The organism is Myxococcus hansupus (assembly GCF_000280925.3).
Classification (GTDB): Bacteria; Myxococcota; Myxococcia; order Myxococcales; family Myxococcaceae; genus Myxococcus; species Myxococcus hansupus.
Map to the genome: position 1 here is coordinate 1,567,624 of NZ_CP012109.1, position 21,371 is coordinate 1,588,994.

A 21,371-nucleotide genomic window follows, 5' to 3' on the forward strand; every position below is an offset into this window, starting at 1 on the left:
ACAGGCTGCACAGTTCAGAGTGTCACGGGGGAAGACAATGTCATCCAATGCAATGCCAGTCGCGGCACCCGGTCTGGAGTCTTCGGCGGACGCGGTAAGGCTCCTGGAAGCCGCGTGCAGACCGCCTTTCTATTCACGAACGAGTCTGGAGGCGCTCCTGGAGACAGCGGAAGCGCTGCCCACCATCCTCTCCTTGAGCCACATGTTCGAGCGCCCCCTCAGTGGAGGGGAGCATCCCGTCGATTTCTTCCTCTGGCTTTCGGCGAAGGGGCGCCGCGACGTGCTGGCGGGGACCCACGCGGGCCTCCCCGCGGCGTTCCTGGGCCAGGAGTCCTGGAGACGGATTCGCGACTTCGCCCGAGGCTGGGAGGATGAGACCTCGCCCGTGCACGACGTCTGCTCCGTCTGGCTCGAGTTCGACATCCGGGGCCGGCTGGCGGGTGTCCCCAATCCGCTGATTTTCTTCACCATCGAACCGCATGTCTCTCCGCGGCCCGTGCTGGAGTTGCTCCAGCCCAGGTCCTTTGATTCGCCGGAGTTGGCGACCCTGCGTCGCTGCTGGGAGGCCATTCCCTCGAGTTGCCGCTACCGGACGGTGGGCGTCCTCTACTCGCGCCCCACGGAGGCCCTCCGGCTCATCTTGATTCTGAAGCCGGACGAAGCGTTCTCCTACCTGGAGCGGATTGGCTGGCCCGGCGCTCCGGGGAAGCTCTACCAGCGGATGGCGCCGTTCTTTCGCTTCCACTCCGAAATCGCCCTGCACGTCGATGTCCATCCCCAGGGGGTGCAGCCCCAGGTGGGGATGGAAATCTACGTGGACGAGGACGCCATGTACCGAGGCCGGGGCGGGGACTGCGGGCCGCTGCTCGACCTCACCGTGAAAGAATCGCTGTGCACGCCAGGCCTCCGTGACGCGCTCGCGGTGTGGCCTGGCACCGACACCGTGGGTCTGTCCGATGGGAGCACGGTGCGAATCGAGCGCATGTTCCACCATGTGAAGGTCGTGAGTCAGTTGGACCTGAGCCTTCAGGCCAAAGCCTATACCACCGCCGAATACGAGGTGAGCCCGCCATGGAACCGTTAGCCCGCGCAGATTGGTTCAAGTTCCGCTCCGTCGACTTCACGCAGCTCGACGCCCTGGAGGACTGCCTGGAGGCGTTCGCGAAGCGGGAGCTGGATGGCGTGGTGATTCGCCAGGTCTACCCCGAGGCGTACATGCGGGAGATCAGCTCGCGCATCGAGAGACACGAGCCGCCCTTCCATGTCTTTCCCCGGGGCGCCGACCCCCACAAGGCCCGACAGGGGAAACACCTGTATGGCATCACCTTGGTGGCCGCCGACCGTGACCTGCCAGAGTATTTCCGCGTAGCGGAGGGCTTTCGCGTCCAGTGCCGGGATCTGTTCCGGGATGGCGCCGACTACGAGGCGCGGCTGAAGTCCATCTTCGAGGTGCTCGGGGGCGGCCGCTCGGTGGAGCTCCCACGCAACCCCGATGGGCAAGGGTACATGCCCGCGACCATCCGGATTCTCCCCTCGGGCGCCGCCATTGACCTGCACTGCGACAACAACCTCAGCCATCACCCGTCCTACGCGCACCTGAAGACAGTCTGCGACGTCAGCGACCAGCTCAGCTTCTTTCTCACGCTCAATGCTCCGGGAGGCGGAGGGGAGCTGTTCGTCTACTCGCGCCGCTGGTCGGACTCGGATGACGTGGGGAGCCAGTATGTCGTGAGCAAGGATGCGTCCCTGGTGGAGGGTTGCGAGTGCCTGGCCCTCAAGCCCCAGCCCGGCGACCTCATCCTCTTCGCGGGCGGGCGCATCTACCACCGCGTCGCGCCGACCGAGGGGACCCGCCCGCGCTATACCATTGGTGGATTTCTGGCCCGCGCGAACGAGGGGCGAACGCTCTACTATTGGAGCTGAAAGGGTCGTGCGAATATCCCTTTAAGTGCAAGTGATTGCGAGATTGAAATAACTCACCAGGTTGAGCAGGCGTACACCGGACGAGTGAGTTGTGCTGTCCACTATCACCTTGGACGTCCGACTCAAGGGCAGGCAGGGAATCCCTTGGGGCTGTGTGAGTATGTGAATTGCGGCAAAGCGGCTGCGATTGGTGCGCGCGGCGCTGAGCCTGTTTTCCTAACACAGCCTTTCGTAAGTCGGTCTGGATTCCTGCAAGGAAAGGTCGGGTGCGTCTGCCATGGAAGAGACGGCGAAGCAGGAGGCTCGGGAGGCTCGCGGGCGTGACATCGTGAAGAAATACTCCCTGTGGTCGATGGGGGCGGGCGCCCTCCCGCTCCCGGGTTTGGACATCGCGGCGTTCATGGTCGTCCAACTGAGGATGCTGGGGGAGTTGGCCGAGCTGCATTCGGTGTCATTTCACGAGCAGCGTGCCAGGGGCGTTGTCGCGGCGTTGCTGGGCGCGGCCTCCTCCACGTTGCTGGGACGCCCGCTGGTGTTCAGCCTGCTGAAGGGCGTGCCGGTCATCGGTTCCACGGCCGGTGTCCTGTCCGGCGCGGTGTCGATGGCGGGGCTTTCGCGTGCCATTGGCCGTCTGTTCATCCAGCACTTCGAGACCGGGGGCACCCTGCTCACCTTCGACGCGAAGGCCATGCGCGCTCACTTCATGCGTGAGTTCGAGAAGAACGAGGGGGCGGAGGTCCGTTCCGCCACGCCCCCTCCCGTCCCGGGTCCAGCCGTGTAGATGAATGGCTGGCGGCGGGCGACGCCGGGCCGTGAGTGATTCGGCCCGAAAGTCTTGTGCCTGGTGAAACAAGCTCCGGTCGATGCGCACGGGACGCTGTCTGTCTCTCACGAGACGGCACCGCGTCGCGCGTCGCCTGTTCCCTGCCGGGCACTAACGGCGCAGTACCCGCAGTACGTGATGGTGCACGAACCAAACAGGAGGAGTACGAACATGGAAACCACCAACGAAACGCAGCAGGTTGACCAGAATCCCCAGTCGTCCGACCAGGAGCTGACCGACGAGCAGCTCCTGCAGATGGCCGAGGGCTCCTGCACCTGGGGCGCCAACTGCGGCAAGTAGCCGTCAGTCCGCAATAGAACCCCGAACACAGGAGATGGGACGACATCCCGCGGGAGCGGGCCCTGAAAGGCTTGTCATGGTGCCTTTCGTGGCCGCGGCTCCGGCTCGTTGAAGTCCCTCACCGGCGCCATGGAACCTTCGTTGGATTCATCCTTGGAACAAGTGGAGTCCCAGCTTCCTTCGCTGCTCATGTCGCCGGTGAGCTTTTCCCGTATCAGAAAGGTCGCGCGGCTGCTGCCGCGCTCCGTGGCGGACTTCCTGGGCTTCGAGTGCCGCTTGGGGGAGGGTGACTCGCCCACGGATTGCGCCCTCAATCTCACGGCGGATGGCGCGCGCTTCCTGGCGGGACAGCACGACCTGCCGCTGCCGGACACGCTGCGGACGGAGAGCTGGCAGCGCGTCCAGCGCTTCTATCAAGCATGGGGAGAGACCCGGGAGCCCGCCTACGTGGACGCGGGCGCGACGTGGCTGGAGTTCGACTCCACCTCGGACGAGCCCCGGCCCAACCTCCTCTTCGGGTACTGGCCCGGCCAGAAAGACATCCGGCGGCCGCTCTCCTGGCTCGTGGAGTCCATCATCCCCATGTTGCTGGGCACGCCCCTTACCCAGGCATTTCAATCCAACCTGCTGCGTTGTTTCGAGGCGTGTCCGCCCGGCACGGATGACTTCCAGGTCGGGCTGATGATTGGCCGCTCCATCCAGGCCGTGCGGTTGTGTGTGTTCGACATCGCGCCGGATGTCGCGCCGGCCTATCTCGAACGGATTGGCTGGAAGGGGCCGCTGGACGAGGTCCGTCAGCACCTCGCGGCCCTCGCGCCGCACGCGGACTTCATGGGGCTGCACCTGGACGTGGGGGAGCAGCTCTACCCTCAACTGGGACTCGAGCCGGGGTTCGTCGCGGGCCCTTGGGCGCGCCAGCCTCACCTCGAACCCCGCTGGCATCGCCAGTTCGAGCAGCTCGTGGGCCTGGGGTTGTGCACGCCCGCCAAGCGCGAGGCCTTGCTGCGCTGGGTGGGCCATCAGCGCGCGCCAGCCGGTTCGAGAGACGAGGACCTCGTGCTGCTGCGCGGGCTGAGTCACATGAAGGTCGTCCTGCGCGCGGGCGCTCCTGCCCAGGCGAAGGCCTACTTCGGCATCGCGCACCGGCCGCTGCTGGCCGCGGACGGAGTGGCCTGAGCCATGACGACCTCGGGCCTGCACACCCTGGAGACCAGCGCCGAGGCGGCGCTTGCCTTCTTGTTGGGCGCCCAGGACGCGAGAGGGGCTTGGAAGGACTTCATGCTCCCGGCCACCCAGAGTGATGTCTGGGTCAGCGGCTTCGTGGGGACGGTGCTCGCGGGCCTGTCCGAGCCCGCAGCGCGCCGTGCCGCGGAGGCCGCCTGGCGGTATCTCGAAGGCGTGGAGGGGCGGGGCGGCGGCTGGAGCTACAACGCCTGGGTTCCGGGGGACGCGGACAGCACGCTCTGGGGATTGAGACTGGCGGAGGCGCTGGGGGCCGGAGACTCGGCCCGGGCCCGGAGCGCGGGGGCCTTCCTGGCGCGTCACCTGCGCGACGACGGCGGACTGACGACCTATGCCTCGGACGAGGACATCCGGCAGTACGTCGGGCTTCCACCCGAAGTTTCTTTCCACGGCTGGACGCACTCCCATGTCTGCGTGAGCGCCGCGGGGGCCCACCTCTCCTCCCACCGCGAAGGGCTGGGTGCCTTCCTGCTGCGAACGCAGGATGCGCGGGGACACTGGCCCGCCTACTGGTGGTTCGACGAGGAGTACTCCACCGCGGAGGCCGTGGCGGCGCTGACCGCCGCTGGAGCCGCGGTGGCGCCCGCCTCGGAGCGGGCCGCCCGAATCGAGCGAGCCGCCGCGTGGGCGCTGGAGCGCGTGGCGCGTCACGTGGCGTTCGAGGGCTCGCGCCCGCCGTCCTTCGCACTGGCACAGGCACTGCGCGTGGTCGCGCGCGCCAGTCCGTCACCGCGGGGCCGGGAGACCCTCCTCCAAGGGGTCTCCCGGCTCTGCGCGTGGCAGAGGCCACAAGGGGGCTGGTCTCCCTCCGCCCGATTGCGAGTGCCTCGCCCGGACGTGGTGGTGCCGGAGCCCGGTGCGCCGTGGACGCTCTGGCGCGGCCCACCGCCCGGCATCGCCTCGGTCGAGGATGTCCTTCGTCACACCTTCACCAACTACTCCCTGGACCTCCACGCCGTCTTCACGACGGGGACCGTGCTCCGCGCCTTGAACGAGGTGCGCGCCGTGCTCCTGGAGACAGGTTCGCCATGGACGAGGACCGCATGACCGGACTGCCGGAACTCCACGCGCAGTGGACGTCGACCGAGGCGGAGGCCGAGGCAGCGGCGTTGCGCGCCAAGGGCCATGTCCTGCTCCGGGGCGTCTTCAGCCCCGAGGAGCTCGCCGCCTACCGGCCCTCGCTGCGGGACTACATCCAGGACAAGCGGAAGCGGCTCACCGAGGGCGAGCGCAACCTGGGCGCGAGCCCCGAGAACACCCTCTTCAGTCTGGGGGACGCACCCCGGCCCGTGGCCGACTTCGTGACCGCGCCACGGCTGGGGGCCATCGTGGCCCGGCTGCTGGGCGTCGAGGCCGTGCGAATCCTCCACTTCTGCGGCTTCTTCAAGCCCGGCGGCGGACCGCCCACGCCGTGGCATCAGGACCTGACCTTCATCCCGTTGGACAGCGCTCAAGCGCTCTCCGTCTGGATACCGCTGAGGGACGTCACCGCGGAGATGGGAGGACTCGTCTTCGCGGAGGGCTCGCATCAGCAGGGCCATCAAGAGCCCTCGGCCGCGAGCCGCTTCCGGCTGGCGCGGAACGGGCCCATGAAGGCCGGTGACGTGTCGCTGCACATGGGGTGGACCCTGCATGCCGCCGGGGGCAACACGAGCACGGTGATGCGCGAGGCCGTCGCCGTGTGCTTCTACGCGGATGGGGCCCGGGTGACGAGCGAGGAAGGGCTCCCGTTCCGCCGCAGCCTCATGTCGTCCTACTTCGCCGGGCTCCGCCCGGGTGACGTGGCCGCTGGGCCCATGAACCCCATTGTCTTCCGGCGAAGCGGCCCGCCGGGTGACACGCAAGGAGCGCCCCCGTGAGCGCACCCCTCATCTCGCAGGACCCTGTCATCTCTCCCGGAGTCCACTCGCTCGGCCTGCCTTCGCTCGAAGATCGGCACGCGCTGTCTCCCACGGCGATCGACGCCTTCCGCCGGGACGGGCACGTCAAGCTGCCCGGTGTCCTGACCGCCGACGAAATCGCCGCATACCGACCGCACCTGAAGCGGGTGGTGGAGGCGCACTGCGAAGAGGCGCACGCCATGGAGCGCAAGGTGGCGGGCAACGGGAAGAACTGGATGTTCGTCAACAACCTGTGGACGCGGGACGCGCTGACCCGTCAGTTCATCCAGAACCGGCGGCTGGCGCGGCTCGCGGCGGACCTGCTGGGCGTGGAGGCGGTGCGACTGTTCCGCGACCAGTCGTATTTCAAGAGCCCTGGCGGCTCGAACACACCCTGGCATCAGGACTCCCGCTTCATGCCGCTCGACACGGACAAGATCGTCACCTTCTGGGTGCCGCTCACCGCCATCACTCCGGAGATGGCTCCGATGGGCTACGTGACGGGCTCTCATCTGGCCGGCTACCTGGGCACCTCGAACGGGGACGACGCGTCGATGGACCACTTCGAGGCGGAGCTGCGCGGCAAGGGTTTCCAGCTCGCCAACTACGGTCACTTCGACCTGGGCGACATCGCGGCGCACTGGGCCAGCACGCTGCACTCGTCCCGGACCAACGACGCATCCATCCTTCGGGAGATTGTCGTCATCGTCTACTTCGCGGACGGGGCGCGTGTCGCTCCGGAGAAGCCCTTGGCGAAGACGGCCCATCCGTCCGAGTTCTACGCCAACGTCATCCAGCGGGAGAACCGGACCACGTCGTTGCCCGGGTTGAAGCCAGGCGAGCTGGCCGCCGGACCGATGACGCCGCTGGTCTACAGCCGCGCGTGGGATGCGCCGCGATAAAGGAACCCGACCCGATGATGCCAATGGACGACCGGAAGACTCGGGCCGCCGGGCCACGAGTCGGTGAGCCGACGCGCGTGGAGGCGATGGGGTTCGAGGCGCTGCTGGCCCCGCTCACGCCGGAGGCGTTCTTCCGCGAGCACTGGGAGCAGAAGCCCCTGGTGACGCGGGGACGCGCGCCGGACTTCTTCGCGCCCTTGTTCTCCCTCCGCGACGTGGACCGCGTGATTCGCTACCAGAAGCCCGGCCCGGGACGCCTGGACCTGGTGACGGCGGGAGGGTTCGTCCGCGACAACTTCCTCAACCTCGACAACACCGCCAACATCAACCTCGTCTACGAGAACTACCTGAAGGGGAGCACGGTCATCCTCAGCGGGCTCGAGGAGACGTGGGAGCCGTTGGTGGTGTTCTGCCGGAACCTGGAGGGGCAGCTCAGCCACCCGGTCGCCGTGGCCGTCTACCTGACGCCCCCGGGGCATCATGGCGTGCAGCCCCACTTCGACACCCAGGAGAACTTCATCCTCCAAGTGGAGGGAGTGAAGCACTGGAAGGTGTACGGCGTGGGGCAAGAGCTCCCGCGTGTCGAGGGCTCCTATACGCCGGTGGCGCGCGAGCGGCTCCCCGAGCTGCTCCTGGAGACGGACCTCCACCCAGGCGACATGCTCTACGTGCCCCGCGGCTTCGTGCACGAGGCGGAGGCAAGGGAGCACGCCTCCTTGCACATCACCGTGGATGTCCATGTCCGCACGTGGCGGGACTTCCTCGAGGATGCGCTGGCGGCCATGGCGGATCGCGACCCCCGGTTCCGAAGGTCCCTTCCACCCGGCCTCTTGCGCGACCCAGGCGCGGTGAACTCGTTGGAGTCGGGGTTCCGGGAACTGGTGGCGGGCTTCCACCGGGACGTCCGGTTGTCGGACGCACTGGCGAAGCATGCCGAGAAGCTCATCGTCGCTCGGCCCCCGCCGCCGGATGGCCACTTCGCGATGTTGCATGCGGACATCGGCCTGGACACGCCGTTGAAGAAGCGGACCGCGGTGCTGACCCGCTGTTTTCAGGAGGCGGCGGTGGCGGGCATCCAGTTCTCGGGGAACCAGCTTTTGGGGCCCGCGAAAATCGCTGAGGCGCTGCGCTACATCGACGAGACGGACCGCGTGGTTCCGTCCCGGCTGCCTGGGGGGCTCGGTGACAACGAGAAGCTGGTGCTCGTCCGGCGGTTGGTCCGGGTGGGGTTGCTGACGCACGCCTCGGAGGAATAGGTCATGGGCCTGGCGAGACTGCTCTCACCCCTCGCGCCGTCGGTCTTCTTCGAGGAGACCTGGGAGCGCAAACCCCTGGTGCTTCCGGGACCACCCGGGCGGTGGTCGGACCTCTTCGCGTCGCGCGACCTCGGGCGCTTGTTGGCCTACCGGACGCCTCGGTCCATCGAGGACATGGTGCTCGTCAGGGAAGGGCGCCACCGGGATGAGAACTGGCTGGCGCCGGACGGCTCGCCGCGTCTGGAGCAGGTGCAGGCCGCGTGGCGCGAGGGCTTCACGCTCGTCATCAACAGGCTGGGCCGGTTCTGGGAGCCCGTGGGCCGGTTCTGCGCCGCCGTGGAGGAGGAGCTGCATCACCCCGTGGGTGCCAACCTCTACATGACGCCTCCCGGAGCCCAGGGCTTCAAGGCCCACTTCGACGTCATGGATGCCTTCGTCCTGCAGGTCGAAGGCGCCAAGGTGTGGCAGGTGCGAGGCCCCCAGCGAGTCCTCCCACTTCCGGATGAGCACACGACGGAGTTGTCCTCGCCCTTGCCCCCCGTGCTCATGGAGCACGAGCTGAAGAGTGGGGAGGTGCTCTACATCCCTCGGGGCTTCATCCACGAGGCCCGCGCGGCGCGGGAGCACTCGGTGCACCTCACGCTCGGCTTGCAGGCCATCACCTGGGAGGAGCTTCTCAGGGCGGCCATCGCCGTGGCCCGGCGTGATGAGCGGCTGCGCCGGGGGCTGCCTCCGCGGTTCCTGGAGGGGCCCGCGACGATGGCACCGATGTTCCAGGCGCTCCTCGAGGAGCTGCCACGCCAGCTCGAACTGGACGCCGCCCTCACGCAGCTCGCGGAGCGGCTCGTCGTCCAGAAGCCACCGCCCCCCGCGGAGGACCTCCTCGACGCGCCCGTGGCGTTGGAGGCCAGCGCCGTGCTGAGCCGGCGCCCGGGCGTGGTGCTGCGGGTCATGGAGGGACCCGGGTATGCGGGATTGCAGTACTCCGGGGGCAAGCTCCTGGGGCCCGCGAAGATTGGCCCGGCTTTGCGTCACGTCGTCCGCGGTTCGACCCTCGTCGTCCGGGACCTCCCGGGCCTGAGTGAGAAGGAGCAGCTCGTCCTCGCGGGGAGGCTGGTTCGCGGCGGGGTGCTCCGTGTGAAGGAGACGCCATGAGCGAGGCGCGCATGGAGGAGGCCGCCGTGCGTCGGATCGCGGCGCGTGCCTCGACCCTCTGGGAGCGATTGGAGGGGGGCTACGTTCCCGAGGACGACCCGGAGAGTCTCCGGCTGGCGAGCGAGCGACTGGGGCGGTGGCGCGACAAGGCCGCGGGCGGCGACGCGCGCCTGTTCCAGAAACGGCTCGACTGGCTCGGTACTTCTTCGCGGCAGGTGTTGCCCTTGCTGGGAGAGGTCCGGCTCGAGGGGGCGCTGCCCGCGTGGACGCGGACGTTCCGGCGGGCCATGGCGCTGCGACGGGAGGCAGGGCAGGGCGGACAGGGCAGGGAGATTCCCTTCGTCGAGCTGCTGCGCCCCTTCGCTGAGGTGGCCAGGGAGCTGCTTTCCTTCGAATGCCAGGCCGTGTTCACGGACGCCGCCTTCGACGACTTGATGGAGGACCTGCTTCGTGAGTTGAGCCACGTCGCCGCGCCCGCCTTGCTGGCGGAGTTCGTGGCCTTTCGTTCGAGCCAGGGAGGGCGCGCGGAGCCCACGTCCCGTGCGCTGTACGAGGCCTTCATCGCGCGGCAGCTCGCGGAGGGCCCACGGGAGTTCTTCACGGACTACGCCGTGCTCGCGCGGCTGCTCTCGCGCGTCACCGAGCAGTGGGCGCTCCATGTCAACGCGCTCGCCAGTGCCGTGAAAGCGGACCGCGAGGAAATGCAGCGGGTCTTCACGGAGGGCGCGCCGCTGGGGCGCATCGTCGCCATCCAATCCTCGCTCTCCGACCGACACCTGGGAGGGCGCACGGTCGCTCACGTCACGTTCGAGGGCGGGACGCGGCTCTACTTCAAGCCTCGCGGCCTGGGCGTCGAAGTGGCCTGGTACGAACTGCTCGCCGCGCTGAACGCGCGCGGGGGCGACTTCCACCTCTTGCGCGTGCTCGACCGGGGCACGTGGGGTTGGGTGGAGCCGGCGGTCCCCGCGCCATGTGCCGACGCGAGCGAGGTTCGACGGTTCTATGTCCGCTCGGGGATGTTGCTGAGCCTCCTCTACGTGCTCGAGGCGTCGGACTGCTTCTTCGAGAACATCGTCGCCGCGGGCGCCTTTCCCGTCCTCATCGACACGGAGACGTTGATGCACCACGTCCTCCACCAGCGCCGGGACGGTGGGGAGGCCGAAGCACTCGCGAAGGAGCTCGTCCTCGACTCCGTCTGCCGCGCGGGTTTCCTTCCCTCCTGGGACGTGGGGCCGCGTGGCGAGCGCGTCGACATCAGCGGGCTGGGGGCCACCCCGGGGCAGGTGACCGGCTATCTGCGGCGGCAGTGGCATCACATCAACACCGATGCCATGGGATTGGAGCAGGTGCCCATCCGCTTGGAGTCGGAGGACCACCTTCCCCGGCTCGGCGGCGAGCTTCCGCGCGTCTCCGAGCATGCCGGAGCGCTCGTGGAGGGCTTCTCCTGGATGTACCGGCAGCTTCGCGAGCATCGACAGGAGCTGAGCCAGCCGGGCTCGCCGCTCGCGCGCCTGGGCTCGCAGGAGATTCGTTTCGTCTTCCACGCCTCGCGCATCTACGGGCTGTTGCTGAAGCGGCTCGGCGCTCCGCGGCACCTGCGGGTCGGCGTGGAGCGGAGCATCGAAACGGACGTCCTCAGCCGCTTCTACGTGGAGTCGCCCGAGAAGACGCGTTACTGGCCGCTGCTCGCCGCGGAGCTGGAGTCCCTCGAGCAGTTGGACCTTCCCTGCTTCAGGGCGCGCGCGGACAGCCATGCGCTCACCCTTCCCACGGGGCACGTGTTGTCCGGGGCGTTCCTGGAGAGTGGCCGCGAGCGCGCGTGGCGCAAGCTGTCGTCCCTGGATGAGGCCGACCTGGAGTCACAGGTGCGCTTCATCCACGCCGCGCTGAGTCTGGGGGAGACCTCGCGAGTCCATGCGCCCGCCTCACGGCCCAGGCAGGAGGAGTCCGGCCAAGACGACGCGCCCCTGTCTCGCGAGGAACTCGCCGCGGAGGCCAACGCCATCGCCGCCGGGCTGCGCGCGCGGGCCATCCTCACGCCTGGTGGTGGGGCCACGTGGATCGCGCCTCGGATGGTGCCCGACGCGGGTCACCATCCCCTGAGCCCGCTGCGCCTGGACCTGTACGACGGGCTGGGGGGCATCGCGCTGTTCCATGCCGGGATGGAGCACGTCTGTGGAGAGGGCCGCGAGATGGCGCTCGCGGCGTTGTCCTCGTTGAGGCGGTTCGTGGCGTCGGCCACCCCGCGTCGCGCGGCGCAGGAGGGGTATCCCCTGGGCGCGGCTTCGGGCCTCGGGTCCTTCCTCTACGTGCTGTGTCGGGCTTCGTCCTTGTTGGGGGAGCCCTCGCTCCTGGAGGACGCTTCCCGGGCCGCGAGCCTCATCACCCCGGAGGCCATCGAGGCGGACGACCAGTTCGATGCCGTGTCAGGCACGGCGGGAGCCCTCCTCGGGCTGTTGGTGTTTCATCAGGCGACGGGACTGAAGACGGCGCTGGAGCGGGCCCGCCAGTGCGGAGCGCACCTGCTGAGACACCAGCATCCCTGCGAGCCAGCGGGGGCCGCGTGGTCCGCGAGAAAGGGCCGGCCCGTGACAGGGCTCGCCCACGGCGCGGCGGGAATCGCCCTCGCGCTGCTGCGTCTGGATGCCGTGGTGGGGGACTCCCGGCTGCGAGTCGCGGCGGAGCGGGCGTTGGCGTTCGAGGCTTCCGATTTCCGGCAGGCCCGGGAGGGCGCGCTCACCTTCACGAACACGTGGTGTCACGGGGCCGCGGGCGTGGGGCTCGCGCGCCTGTCGGGGCTGTCCCTCCTGGACTCCAGTGCGGTGCGGCGCGACATCGATGACGCCGTGTCGCGAGCGCGGCAGCAGGGCTTGGGGGAGCGGGACGGGGTGTGCTGTGGCCAGTCGGGTGTCATCGAGCTGCTCCTCACCGCGGCGCGCTCGAACGCGGACGCGGCCCTCGATGCGCTGGCGCTCCGTCAGGCCTCCGCGATGGTGAGGCGGGCTCGGACCGGGGGGTACCGGTTCGCGGGGGCAGAGCAGGGCGGCTTCCCCGAGCCAGCGTTCTTCCAGGGCCTCTCGGGCCTCGGCTACCAGCTCCTGCGGCTCGCCTTCCCGGGGCGTCTTCCCTCGGTACTCGTCTGGGAGTGACGGAGGGCGCATGGAGCCGAACGGCACGATGGAACATCTCACCGCCTTCCTGGCGCGCACGCGGGGCCCGGCGCACGGCGGCGACGAGGTCCTCGCGCAGGCCCGCGAGGTGTTGGAGCAGGCCTATGTCCATCTGCCCGACGCCGCGTTGTCGGAGGTGGACCCCCTCGGGCGGCTGGCGGCGCTCCAGCGCGCGATGCCCCTGGAGCGGAGCCTGCTCTACCGGGAGCTGCTCGCCATCTTCGCGCGCATGGGGGACCGCCACACCCACTGCGCCCTGCCCGAGCCCTTCGCGAGCCGGGTCGCGTTCCTGCCCTTCCTGGTGGGAGATTTCCTCGAGCGGGATGCTCCGCGCATCGCGGTGCTCGACTCCGCGGTGAGCGAGCTCGAACGCGGAGATGTCCTCGTCTCGTGGAATGGCGTCGACGTGGCCGACGTCGTGGGACGTCACCGGGCGTGGCAACACGGCGCCCATCCCGAGGCCCGGCACGCGAAGGCGGTGCAGACGCTGACCTTCCGTCCCCTGTCGCTGATGCCACCGCCCGAGGAGGAGGCAGTCGTCCTGGAGTGCGTGTCCGCGCGGGGGATGCGCAAGGAGGTCCGGTTGACGTGGCGGGTGGCGGACGGCGCGTGGCTCGCGCAACGCTTCGCCTCCTTCCACGCCGGAGCCGCCGAGGTCCGCGTCGCGAGCGATGGCGCGATTCTCGCGCGCCGGGTGGACACCTCGCGAGGGACGTTCGGCTACATCCGGGTGGACGCGTTTCTAGGACGCCCCGAGGCCTTCCTGGAGCACTTCGCCCAGGCGCTGGCCGACCTGCCCCGCCAGGGCGTCATCCTGGACATGCGGCGCTGCGAGGACGGCATCGTGCGGATTGGAGAGGGGCTGCTCCAGCTCTTCACCTCGCGAAGGATTCAACCCCAGCCCTTCCAGTTCCGGCTCACGCCGCTGACCGCATCGCTCGTCCGTTCGGTGCCGGCGCTCGCAGACTGGAGAGACGCCGTCGAGCGCGCGGAGGCCCAGGGGCGGACCTTCTCGGAAGGCGTGCCGCTGACGCCCGAGGCGGAGGCGAATGGCCTGGGGCGGAAGTACCCGGGCGCGGTCGTGCTCCTCACGAGCGCGCTGACGTACAGCACCGCGGAGATGTTCGCGGCGGGCTTCCAGGACCACGGGATAGGGCGGGTGGTGGGGACGGCCGCGCGCACGGGCGGCGGCGGCGCATCGCCCTGGCCGCAGAGCACGCTCCACAAGCTCTCCGGCCGCGACGCCTTCCGTCCCTTGCCGGAGGGCCCTCGCTTTCGCGTCGCCGTCCGAAGGTGTCAGCGCGTGCATGCGCGGGCGGGCCTGCCCCTCGAACGCGAGGGCGTGGTCCCCGACGTGCTCCACGCGCCGACGCGGGCGGACCTCTTCCACGGCGACCGGGACCTCCTGGAGGTCGCCGGAGAGGTGCTGGCAGGCATGCGTTAGTCGGAACAACGAAAGGAAGGGGAGCGGCGATGTCCGAAGCGAACCTGGCGGTCAGTGCGCACGAAGTCTCGTCCAGCATCGACTTCCGGCGGCGGTTGCGCGAGCGGCAGCAGCTCGTGACACGCGCGCTGGACGAGCAGTTCCCTCCCGGCTCGGGTCCCCTGACGGCCGCCATCCGGGAGGCCGTGCTGGCGGATGGAAAGCGCCTGCGGCCCATCCTCTGTCTGGAGGCCTGCGAGTGGGTGGGCGGGAGCCTCAAGGCGGCGCTGCCCGCGGCCTGCGCCATCGAGATGATTCACAAGATGTCGCTGGTGCACGACGACCTGCCGGCCATGGACGACGCGGAGACGCGCAACGGCCGGCCCGCGCTGCACAAGGTGCATGGCGAGGCGCTGGCCATCCTCGCCGGAGACGCCTTGCTGGTGCATGCGTTCGGGCTGCTGGCCTCCATCCGGGCGGTGCCCGCCGAACGGGTGCTGGGGGCCATCTCCCGTCTCTGCCAGGCCTTGGGCACCGCGGGCCTTGCGGGGGGACAGGCCCTGGACGTGCTCTCCCAATCCGAGGACGTGACGCCCGAGAAGCTCGACCACGTCCACACCTGGAAGACGGCGAGCTTCTTCGAGGCGGCCATGGTCATCGGCGCGGAGGTGGGCGGCGCGGACGCGTCTCAGGTCGAGGCGCTCGCCCGGTACGGGAAGCTCCTCGGCAGGGCGTTTCAAATCTCCGACGACCTCCTGGATGCCCGGGACGTGAAGGCCCTGGCCCACGGGGAGGCGACGAACTACGTCCAGCTCCACGGGGTGGACGGCGCCCGGCGCAAGCTGCGCGAGCTGCTGGACCAGGCCGTCTCCGCGCTCGCCTCGAACAAGAGGGGCGCGCTCCCGCTGCTCGCGGGGCTCGCGGAGCTCGTCTGGGAACGCTCCTGGCGTCCGGCGGAGGGGCCTCATGGCAATGACACCTGAGACGGCGATGCCCTCGCATGACGTCTGTCTGCTGTCGATGCCGTTCCCGGTGCTGAACCAGCCCTCGATGGCCTTGGGGCTGTTGAAGCCCGCCCTGACACGCGCCGGGCTTTCGGTGAAGACGCTCTACCCGTGCCTGTGGTTCGCGGAGGAGGTGGGGCTCGACGCCTATGTCGCCATCTGCGACAGCAAGCAGGAGTTCCTGGTGGGGGAGTGGATCTTCGCCGAGGCCGCCTTCCCCGACTTCCATCCCGAGATGGACGTCTATCTGGAGCGCGTGCTGTCCGCGCCCGTGTCCCAGGGGCTCTTGAGCAAGAGCCGCTTCAGGGGGGACCCGCGCGCGGCCCTGCTCGCGGCGCGAAAGGCGGCCGGGGCCTTCGTCGAGCGCGTCGCCGCCCGGGTCCTGGAGACGCGGCCCCGCATCGTCGGGTGTACCTCCACGTTCACCCAGCACTGCGCCTCGCTGGCGGTGCTCCGGAAGATTCGCGAGCTGGCGCCCGACGTCATCACCCTCATGGGGGGCGCCAACTGCGAGGGGGACATGGGGGTGAGCGCGCGGCGCCATTTCCCCTGGGTGGACTTCGTCGTCTCCGGAGAAGGCGACGCGCTCGTCCCCGCGCTGTGTCTGCGCATCATGGAGCACGGGCGGGACGTCCCCGCGCGGCTGCTGCCCGTGGGCGTCATCGGTGAAGCGCACCTGCGCCTTCCCGAAGGCGCCCCGGCGCCCAGGGCCTCGGTGTCACGCATGGACACGACCCCCGTCCCCGACTTCGACGATTACTTCGAGGCGCTCGAGGCCTCGCCGCTGGCCCCCTTCATCTTCCCGGGGCTCGCCATGGAGACCTCGCGGGGGTGCTGGTGGGGCAAGAAGCACCACTGCACGTTCTGTGGGCTGAACGGCGGCAGCATGGACTTCCGCTCCAAGAGCGCCAGCCGGGTCCTGGAGGAGCTGGCGGGGCTGTCCGGGCGCTACGGCATCCGCAAGTTCAACATCGTCGATAACATCATGGACCTCGCCTACATCCAGGAGCTGGCGCCACAGCTCGCCTCGGAGAAGCCCTACACCCTGTTCTTCGAGACGAAGGTCAACCTGAAGCGCTCGCAGCTTGAGCGGCTCGCCGCGGCGGGGATCCGGCGCCTCCAACCCGGCGTGGAGAGCATGCACGACGAGATTCTCCGATTGGTCGACAAGGGGACCACGGCGCTGCAGAACGTCCAACTGCTCAAGTGGGCGCGCGAGCTGGGCATCTTCATCACCTGGAACTTCCTGTGGGACGTGCCGGGGGAACAGGACGCATGGTACGGCGAGATGGCCGAGTGGATGCCGTGGGTGACCCATCTCCAGCCGCCGGGTGTGGACCGCATCCAGTTCCACCGCTTCAGCCCCTATCACCAGCGGCCCGCCAGCTTCGGGCTCGAGCTCGTGCCGTACCCGCTCTACGCCCACGTCTATCCGCTCGCCCCGGAGGCGCTGGGGAAGCTGGCCTATTACTTCCACGATGCCCGTCGGAGGTCCGCGAAGGAGGAGCTGGAGCGGCGGCCCTTCCTGAAGCAGGTGATGCGGGAGCTCGGCCGGTGGAACAAGCTGTGGAACCGCGGGGGCTCCGGTGGCACGGCGGAGGCGCCGGTGTTGCGGATGTTCGACGAGGGCCCGCGGCTGCGCCTGCTGGATACCCGGCCTTGCGCCGTGGCCCGGGAACAGTTCCTCACCGGGCTCGCGAGGCAGGTCTACCTCCAGTGTGATGCGATCCAGACCTCGCAGAGCCTGCTCGACGGGCTCGGGGGCGAAAGGGCCCAGCAAGAGGACGTGCAGGTCATCCTGGACGACCTCGTGCGGCGCAAGCTGCTGCTGCGGCAGGGGGAGCGCTTCATCGCCCTGGCACTGCGCACGGTGTCGCGGATTCCAGACTCGGACGAGGACTTCCCGGGGGGATACACGGACGTGGAACTCTGGCGCCGGAGCCTCGAGGAGGAGGAGGGCGCCAGGTGGTCCCAGGCGTCATAGCCGCGGAGCCGGTCCCCGCGGCGAGCGATGCCGGGCGCGTGCGCGTCGCCCGGCCATGACCTCAGGGCTTGGGGGCCGGCGGGGTTTGCGGCGCGCTGAACTCCTCCAGCCCCGGCGCGGGCGGGGGCTGGGTGAAGTCCTCCAATCCCGGCGCGGCGGGGAGGATGGCGTCCTCCACGCCTTCCAGGTTGAGCTTCATGGGCACCTGGAGCGTGGTGCCCAGCCGCAGCAGCAGCACGTCGGGCTCGATGCCCTTCTCGCCAATGGCCTGGGCCACTTCTCGCGCGGAGAGGGCATTGCCCTTCGCCCACAGGCCCTTGAGGAAGTCACCCGCCTGCGGCGCACGCCACCAGGCCGGCCCGAAGCGCGCCTTGAGCTGCGCCTGGAGCTGTCCGGCCAGGAACCACGCGCGGAAGCTGTCCGCGGACTGGAAGAAGTCCTCCTGGTCCACGAGGTAGCGCTCCACGTCCACGTCCTTGAGCGGGATGTCGTCGGAGCGCGACATGATTTCGCGGTACAGCGCCTTCGGGTCCGCCTCCACGCGGCGGTGCAGCTCCAACTGGTAGAGCAGGCGGCCCGCGGCGCGGCGGATGAGGTACAGCTTGTGCGCGCTGGAGGTGGCCAGGTACTGCGAGCGCTGCTCGCCGCTGACGCCCGCGTGCTCCTCCAGCCACACCGGGTCCTCCAGCAGGTCCTCGAAGAGGGCGGAGTAGGCCTCGCCGACGGTGGGGTTGCCCAGCCGCGCCAGCTCGAAGCGCGTCTCCTTCGTGAAGGCCGCGTGCAGCGCGTGCCCGAACTCGTGCAGCACGCGCGCCTGGTGCAGCACGCCCGTGCCCGGCCTGAAGGAGATGCGCACGTCCGAGGGCACCTTCACCGCCAGCGCCAGGGGGCGTGAGCTCTTCCCCTTCAGCTCGCGGGCGTCGATGGTGACGTTGGTCAGCTCGGACAGGTCCAGGTTCATGCCCGACAGCGTCCCGTGGGCCTTGAGCAGGGACTCACCCTTGGGGAAGGCGTCCTCCACCTCGCGGGCGCGGAACAGGCGGGGGATGTCCGCGCGGGTGATGTCCTTGAAGGGCATGCCCAGCTCGCGCTGGCTCAGGCGCTCCATCACCACGCGGTAGGGGGCCTGCGTGGCCTGGAGGATCTCCTCCGCCAGCACGCTCAGGCGGCCCAGGTCCGACTGGCGCAGCTCGCTGCCAAAGGCCTCGTAGGAGTCGAAGCCGAGCTCGCGCACCAGCTCCTCCGCGCGCTCCTCGCGCCGGCGCAGCGTCTGGTTGAGCCGCTCGATGGCGGGCGTGGCCGCAGTGTACATGGCGCGCCTGCGCGCCGCCGTGCGCTCGTTGGCGAGCAGCCGCTCCAGGTCGCGGTAGCGCAGCTCCTTCCCGTCCACCGTGAAGGTGAGGGACGCCTCCAGGTTCGCCGCCGCGTCGTTGAACTCCGCCAGTGCATGGGAGAGGTACTCCCCGGCGAAGTGCGAGTGCAGCGCGGTGAGGGCGCGCACCTCGCGGGCGTCGTCGGTGAGGTTCCGCAGCCGGTCGATGCGGCGGATGCTCTCGACGGTGAAGAGCGCCTCGTGGCCCGTGTACGTCCCGGCGACGTCCACGTGCTTGCCCTCCGTCCAGAAGCCCCACACCAGGCGGCTCTGGTTCTCCAACAGGGCCTCGGCCTTCGTGGCCATGGCGCCGACGTCCGCTTGGAGTTGCTGCTTTTCGGTGAGGGACTGCCGCCCATCGTTGGGCGGGCCCTTGGGGCAGGCGCTGAGGCAGCAGGCGAAGGCCAGCAGCAGGGGAATCCTTGGGTGCATGTGGCTCCTCATGTTACTTGCGCGCTGCCCATGCCCAATCTTTCTCAATGGCGGGCCGCCCGGGGACGTCAGTCCCTCTACTCCGCCCTGCGACGTTTCTTCGCCGCCCACGGTTACCTGGAGGTGGAGACGCCCCTGCTCATCCCCACCCCGGGGATGGAACCGCACATCAACGCGTTCGAGGCCGGCTTCATCCCGGAGACGGATGTGGGCTCCGCGCGGACGCTCTACCTGCACACCAGCCCCGAGTACGCCATGAAGCGGCTGCTCGCGGACGGTGCCGGGCCTTTGTTCCAGCTCTGCAAGGTGTTCCGGAACGGCGAGGTTTCACCGACGCACAATCCGGAATTCACGATGTTGGAGTTCTACCGGCCCCAGGCGGACTACCACGCCATCATGGACGACTTGGAGGGCGCGCTGGCCGAGGCGGGCCGAAGCGCCACCGAAGGGGAGCCCGGGGCCGACCCCGCCTTCTTCACCCGGACGCCCTACGAGCGCCTGACGGTGCGTGACGCGGTGCTGCGGGCCACCGGGGTGGACATCCGTCTACATTCGGACGGTCCGTCCCTCAAGCGGGCGGCGGAGGCGGCTGGGGTGCGCACCGGGGACGCGCAGAGCTTCGACGACGTCTTCTTCCACCTCTTCCTCCAGAAGGTGGAGACGGGGTTGGGCCACGAGCGGCCGACCTTCCTGATTGAATACCCGGCGTCCATGGCGGCCTTGTCACGGCTGAAGCCCGGGGATTCCACGGTGGCGGAGCGGGTGGAGCTGTACGCCAAGGGGTTGGAGCTGGCGAACGGCTTCTCCGAGCTGACCGACCCGGTGGAGCAGCGGACCCGATTGATGGAAGAACAGGAGCTCAGGCGCCAACTGGGTCGGTCCGTGTACCCACTGGACGAGCGGTTCCTTGACGCGGTAGGCCGAATGCCCCCCTCGGCGGGAATCGCCGTGGGGCTCGATAGAATCCTGATGCTGCTGCTCGGGGTCCAGCGCATCTCGGACGTGCTCCTCTTCCCCGCCCACGAGTTCGTTTGATTCGCAAACTCCTGCAGACGGCGTTCGCTGGCACGGCCGCGGTGGGCATCACCGGGGTGATTTCTCCCCTGGTGTCCGCGCTGTCGCTGCGAGACGCCAAGGACGCGGACGGCCTGCTGACGCTGTGGGGTCGGTCGGTGCTGGGGTCGGCCGGGGTGCGTCACGAGGCGGTGGGACTGGAGAACGTGCCCGAGGACACGAACGTCGTCTTCGTGAGCAACCACCAGTCGCACTACGACGCGCTGGTGAACTTCGCCCACATCCGCAAGCACACGCGCTACGTGGCGAAGGCGGAGCTGTTCCGCATCCCCGTCTTCGGCCCGGCGCTCCGGCGCGCGGGCAACATCCCGGTGGAGCGCACGGGCGGTAGCGGAGACAGGGCCCGCTTGTCCGAGGCCGTCACGGCGCTGCGTGAGCGGGTGAGCGTCCTCTTCTTCGCGGAGGGCACCCGCAGCACGGATGGGCGGCTGCGGCCGTTCAAGAAGGGCGCCGCGACGCTCGCCATTCAAGCCGGTGTTCCGGTGGTGCCCCTGGCCGTGTCGGGGACGCGGCTCATCCTCCCCAAGGGGGGCAGGGCGGTGCGGTGGGGGCAGCGGGTGACGCTGATGGTGGGCAAGCCCATCCCCACCCAGGGGCTGACGATGCAGGACCGCGACGCGCTCACGCGCCAGCTCGAGGACGCGGTCGCAGAACTCTATGCCGAGGCGTGCAGGCGCTCGGGAGACACTCCATGAAGAAGCCCATTCAGACGACGTCCCAGGCCCACCCGTGGCACGGCATCACCCCGGGTGAGGACGCCCCCGAAATCGTCACCGCGTACATCGAAATCGTCCCCACGGACGCGGTGAAGTACGAGCTGGACAAGGAGTCCGGCATCCTCAAGCTGGACCGCCCGCAGCGCTTCAGCAGCCAGTGCCCCACGCTCTACGGCTTCATCCCGCAGACGTACTGCGACGAGCTGGTGGCGAAGCGCTGCGCGGAGCGCACGGGCCGCAAGGACATCAAGGGCGACGGCGACGCGATGGACATCTGCGTGCTGACGGAGAAGGTCATCTCCAACGGCAATCTGCTGGTGCGCGCGATTCCCATCGGCGGCTTCCGGATGGTCGACGGCGACGAGGCCGACGACAAGATCATCGCCGTGTTGGAGTCCGACCTCGTGTACGGCGAGCTGCAGCACATCGCGCAGCTTCCGCGCGCGCTGCTCGACCGGCTGAAGCACTACTTCCTCACGTACAAGCAGATTCCGGGCGAGGGGAAGCGCAGCGTGGAGATCGCCGAGGTCTACGACCAGCCGGAGGCGATCGAGGTCATCAAGCGCAGCATGAAGGACTACGAGCGCATCTACGGGCCGCAAATCACGACGCAGGCGCGCAAAACGCGCGTGCGCGGCGCGGCGGTGGAGGCGAAGATCGCCAAGCCCTCGAAGGCCAAGGCGAAGGCGGCGCGCAAGTCCCGCGCGTCCTGAGC

At 69.1% G+C, this 21,371-nt stretch carries 18 protein-coding genes; 17 read left to right on the top strand and 1 reads right to left on the bottom strand.

Going from position 1 to position 21,371, the window contains the following annotated elements; genetic code table 11:
• Positions 1–37 precede the first annotated feature (37 nt).
• The 14 genes from A176_RS06515 to A176_RS06575 all read left to right on the top strand — a co-directional run bounded on the left by A176_RS06515 (position 38) and on the right by A176_RS06575 (position 17,062).
• Positions 38–1,084: a hypothetical protein gene (locus A176_RS06515; RefSeq protein ID WP_021781088.1), complete on the top strand. Its 1,047-nt coding sequence runs from the start codon at positions 38–40 to the stop codon at positions 1,082–1,084.
• Positions 1,072–1,923, top strand: a complete 852-nt coding sequence (locus A176_RS06520) for a 2OG-Fe(II) oxygenase (RefSeq protein WP_002634351.1) — start codon at positions 1,072–1,074, stop codon at positions 1,921–1,923. Before A176_RS06515 ends, A176_RS06520 begins: the two co-directional genes overlap by 13 nt.
• A 277-nt stretch (positions 1,924–2,200) precedes the next feature.
• Entirely contained in the window at positions 2,201–2,704 is a 504-nt protein-coding gene (locus tag A176_RS06525) for a YcjF family protein (protein ID WP_002634350.1), read from the top strand.
• Between the two features lie 213 nt (positions 2,705–2,917).
• Positions 2,918–3,046, top strand: coding sequence for a hypothetical protein (locus tag A176_RS40760; RefSeq protein WP_002634349.1), 129 nt, complete (start codon positions 2,918–2,920; stop codon positions 3,044–3,046).
• A gap of 162 nt (positions 3,047–3,208) precedes the next feature.
• Positions 3,209–4,222, top strand: coding sequence for a hypothetical protein (locus A176_RS06530; RefSeq protein WP_226994376.1), 1,014 nt, complete (start codon positions 3,209–3,211; stop codon positions 4,220–4,222).
• Between the two features lie 3 nt (positions 4,223–4,225).
• Entirely contained in the window at positions 4,226–5,335 is a 1,110-nt protein-coding gene (locus A176_RS06535; RefSeq protein WP_002634347.1) for a hypothetical protein, read from the top strand.
• Positions 5,332–6,147, top strand: a complete 816-nt coding sequence (locus A176_RS06540; protein ID WP_002634346.1) for a phytanoyl-CoA dioxygenase family protein — start codon at positions 5,332–5,334, stop codon at positions 6,145–6,147. Before A176_RS06535 ends, A176_RS06540 begins: the two co-directional genes overlap by 4 nt.
• On the top strand, positions 6,144–7,070 hold the full coding sequence (locus tag A176_RS06545; RefSeq protein WP_002634345.1) for a phytanoyl-CoA dioxygenase family protein: 927 nt from the start codon (positions 6,144–6,146) through the stop codon (positions 7,068–7,070). Before A176_RS06540 ends, A176_RS06545 begins: the two co-directional genes overlap by 4 nt.
• A gap of 14 nt (positions 7,071–7,084) precedes the next feature.
• Positions 7,085–8,326 (top strand): cupin domain-containing protein, encoded by a 1,242-nt coding sequence (locus A176_RS06550; protein WP_021781087.1) that lies wholly within the window; start codon positions 7,085–7,087, stop codon positions 8,324–8,326.
• 3 nt (positions 8,327–8,329) lie between these two features.
• A complete protein-coding gene (locus A176_RS06555; protein ID WP_002634343.1) occupies positions 8,330–9,481 on the top strand; it encodes a cupin domain-containing protein in 1,152 nt (383 codons plus the stop codon).
• Positions 9,478–12,630 (top strand): type 2 lanthipeptide synthetase LanM family protein, encoded by a 3,153-nt coding sequence (locus tag A176_RS06560; RefSeq protein WP_002634342.1) that lies wholly within the window; start codon positions 9,478–9,480, stop codon positions 12,628–12,630. Before A176_RS06555 ends, A176_RS06560 begins: the two co-directional genes overlap by 4 nt.
• A gap of 28 nt (positions 12,631–12,658) precedes the next feature.
• Positions 12,659–14,095, top strand: a complete 1,437-nt coding sequence (locus tag A176_RS06565) for a S41 family peptidase (protein WP_002634341.1) — start codon at positions 12,659–12,661, stop codon at positions 14,093–14,095.
• 29 nt (positions 14,096–14,124) lie between these two features.
• Positions 14,125–15,057: a polyprenyl synthetase family protein gene (locus tag A176_RS06570; protein ID WP_002634340.1), complete on the top strand. Its 933-nt coding sequence runs from the start codon at positions 14,125–14,127 to the stop codon at positions 15,055–15,057.
• Positions 15,041–17,062 carry a RiPP maturation radical SAM C-methyltransferase gene (locus A176_RS06575; protein ID WP_049872241.1) on the top strand — a complete coding sequence of 674 codons (2,022 nt, stop codon included), beginning with the start codon at positions 15,041–15,043 and terminating at the stop codon, positions 17,060–17,062. Before A176_RS06570 ends, A176_RS06575 begins: the two co-directional genes overlap by 17 nt.
• A 61-nt stretch (positions 17,063–17,123) precedes the next feature.
• Here the strand turns inward: A176_RS06575 and A176_RS06580 are convergent, their stop codons facing one another.
• Positions 17,124–18,866 carry a hypothetical protein gene (locus A176_RS06580; protein ID WP_002634338.1) on the bottom strand — a complete coding sequence of 581 codons (1,743 nt, stop codon included), beginning with the start codon at positions 18,864–18,866 and terminating at the stop codon, positions 17,124–17,126.
• Between the two features lie 30 nt (positions 18,867–18,896).
• Between A176_RS06580 and epmA the strand changes: the two genes are divergently transcribed.
• The 3 genes from epmA to A176_RS06595 are packed head-to-tail and all read left to right on the top strand — an operon-like array spanning position 18,897 to position 21,369.
• Complete coding sequence (gene epmA / locus A176_RS06585; RefSeq protein ID WP_044889597.1) at positions 18,897–19,901, top strand: EF-P lysine aminoacylase EpmA; 1,005 nt, start codon at positions 18,897–18,899, stop codon at positions 19,899–19,901.
• A complete protein-coding gene (locus A176_RS06590) occupies positions 19,898–20,635 on the top strand; it encodes a lysophospholipid acyltransferase family protein (protein WP_002634336.1) in 738 nt (245 codons plus the stop codon). The genes epmA and A176_RS06590 overlap by 4 nt, the downstream gene beginning before the upstream one ends.
• Complete coding sequence (locus tag A176_RS06595) at positions 20,632–21,369, top strand: inorganic pyrophosphatase (protein ID WP_002634335.1); 738 nt, start codon at positions 20,632–20,634, stop codon at positions 21,367–21,369. Before A176_RS06590 ends, A176_RS06595 begins: the two co-directional genes overlap by 4 nt.
• Positions 21,370–21,371 lie beyond the last annotated feature (2 nt).

Coding starts and splice junctions, on each gene's coding strand:
- A176_RS06565 (WP_002634341.1), top strand. CDS start 12,659: ATGGAACATCTCACCGCCTTCCTGGCGCGCACGCGGGGCCCGGCGCAC.
- A176_RS06535 (WP_002634347.1), top strand. CDS start 4,226: ATGACGACCTCGGGCCTGCACACCCTGGAGACCAGCGCCGAGGCGGCG.
- A176_RS06595 (WP_002634335.1), top strand. CDS start 20,632: ATGAAGAAGCCCATTCAGACGACGTCCCAGGCCCACCCGTGGCACGGC.
- A176_RS06550 (WP_021781087.1), top strand. CDS start 7,085: ATGATGCCAATGGACGACCGGAAGACTCGGGCCGCCGGGCCACGAGTC.
- A176_RS06575 (WP_049872241.1), top strand. CDS start 15,041: ATGGCAATGACACCTGAGACGGCGATGCCCTCGCATGACGTCTGTCTG.
- epmA (WP_044889597.1), top strand. CDS start 18,897: ATGCCCAATCTTTCTCAATGGCGGGCCGCCCGGGGACGTCAGTCCCTC.
- A176_RS06570 (WP_002634340.1), top strand. CDS start 14,125: ATGTCCGAAGCGAACCTGGCGGTCAGTGCGCACGAAGTCTCGTCCAGC.
- A176_RS40760 (WP_002634349.1), top strand. CDS start 2,918: ATGGAAACCACCAACGAAACGCAGCAGGTTGACCAGAATCCCCAGTCG.
- A176_RS06555 (WP_002634343.1), top strand. CDS start 8,330: ATGGGCCTGGCGAGACTGCTCTCACCCCTCGCGCCGTCGGTCTTCTTC.
- A176_RS06540 (WP_002634346.1), top strand. CDS start 5,332: ATGACCGGACTGCCGGAACTCCACGCGCAGTGGACGTCGACCGAGGCG.
- A176_RS06520 (WP_002634351.1), top strand. CDS start 1,072: ATGGAACCGTTAGCCCGCGCAGATTGGTTCAAGTTCCGCTCCGTCGAC.
- A176_RS06580 (WP_002634338.1), bottom strand. CDS start 18,866: ATGCACCCAAGGATTCCCCTGCTGCTGGCCTTCGCCTGCTGCCTCAGC.
- A176_RS06560 (WP_002634342.1), top strand. CDS start 9,478: ATGAGCGAGGCGCGCATGGAGGAGGCCGCCGTGCGTCGGATCGCGGCG.
- A176_RS06515 (WP_021781088.1), top strand. CDS start 38: ATGTCATCCAATGCAATGCCAGTCGCGGCACCCGGTCTGGAGTCTTCG.
- A176_RS06525 (WP_002634350.1), top strand. CDS start 2,201: ATGGAAGAGACGGCGAAGCAGGAGGCTCGGGAGGCTCGCGGGCGTGAC.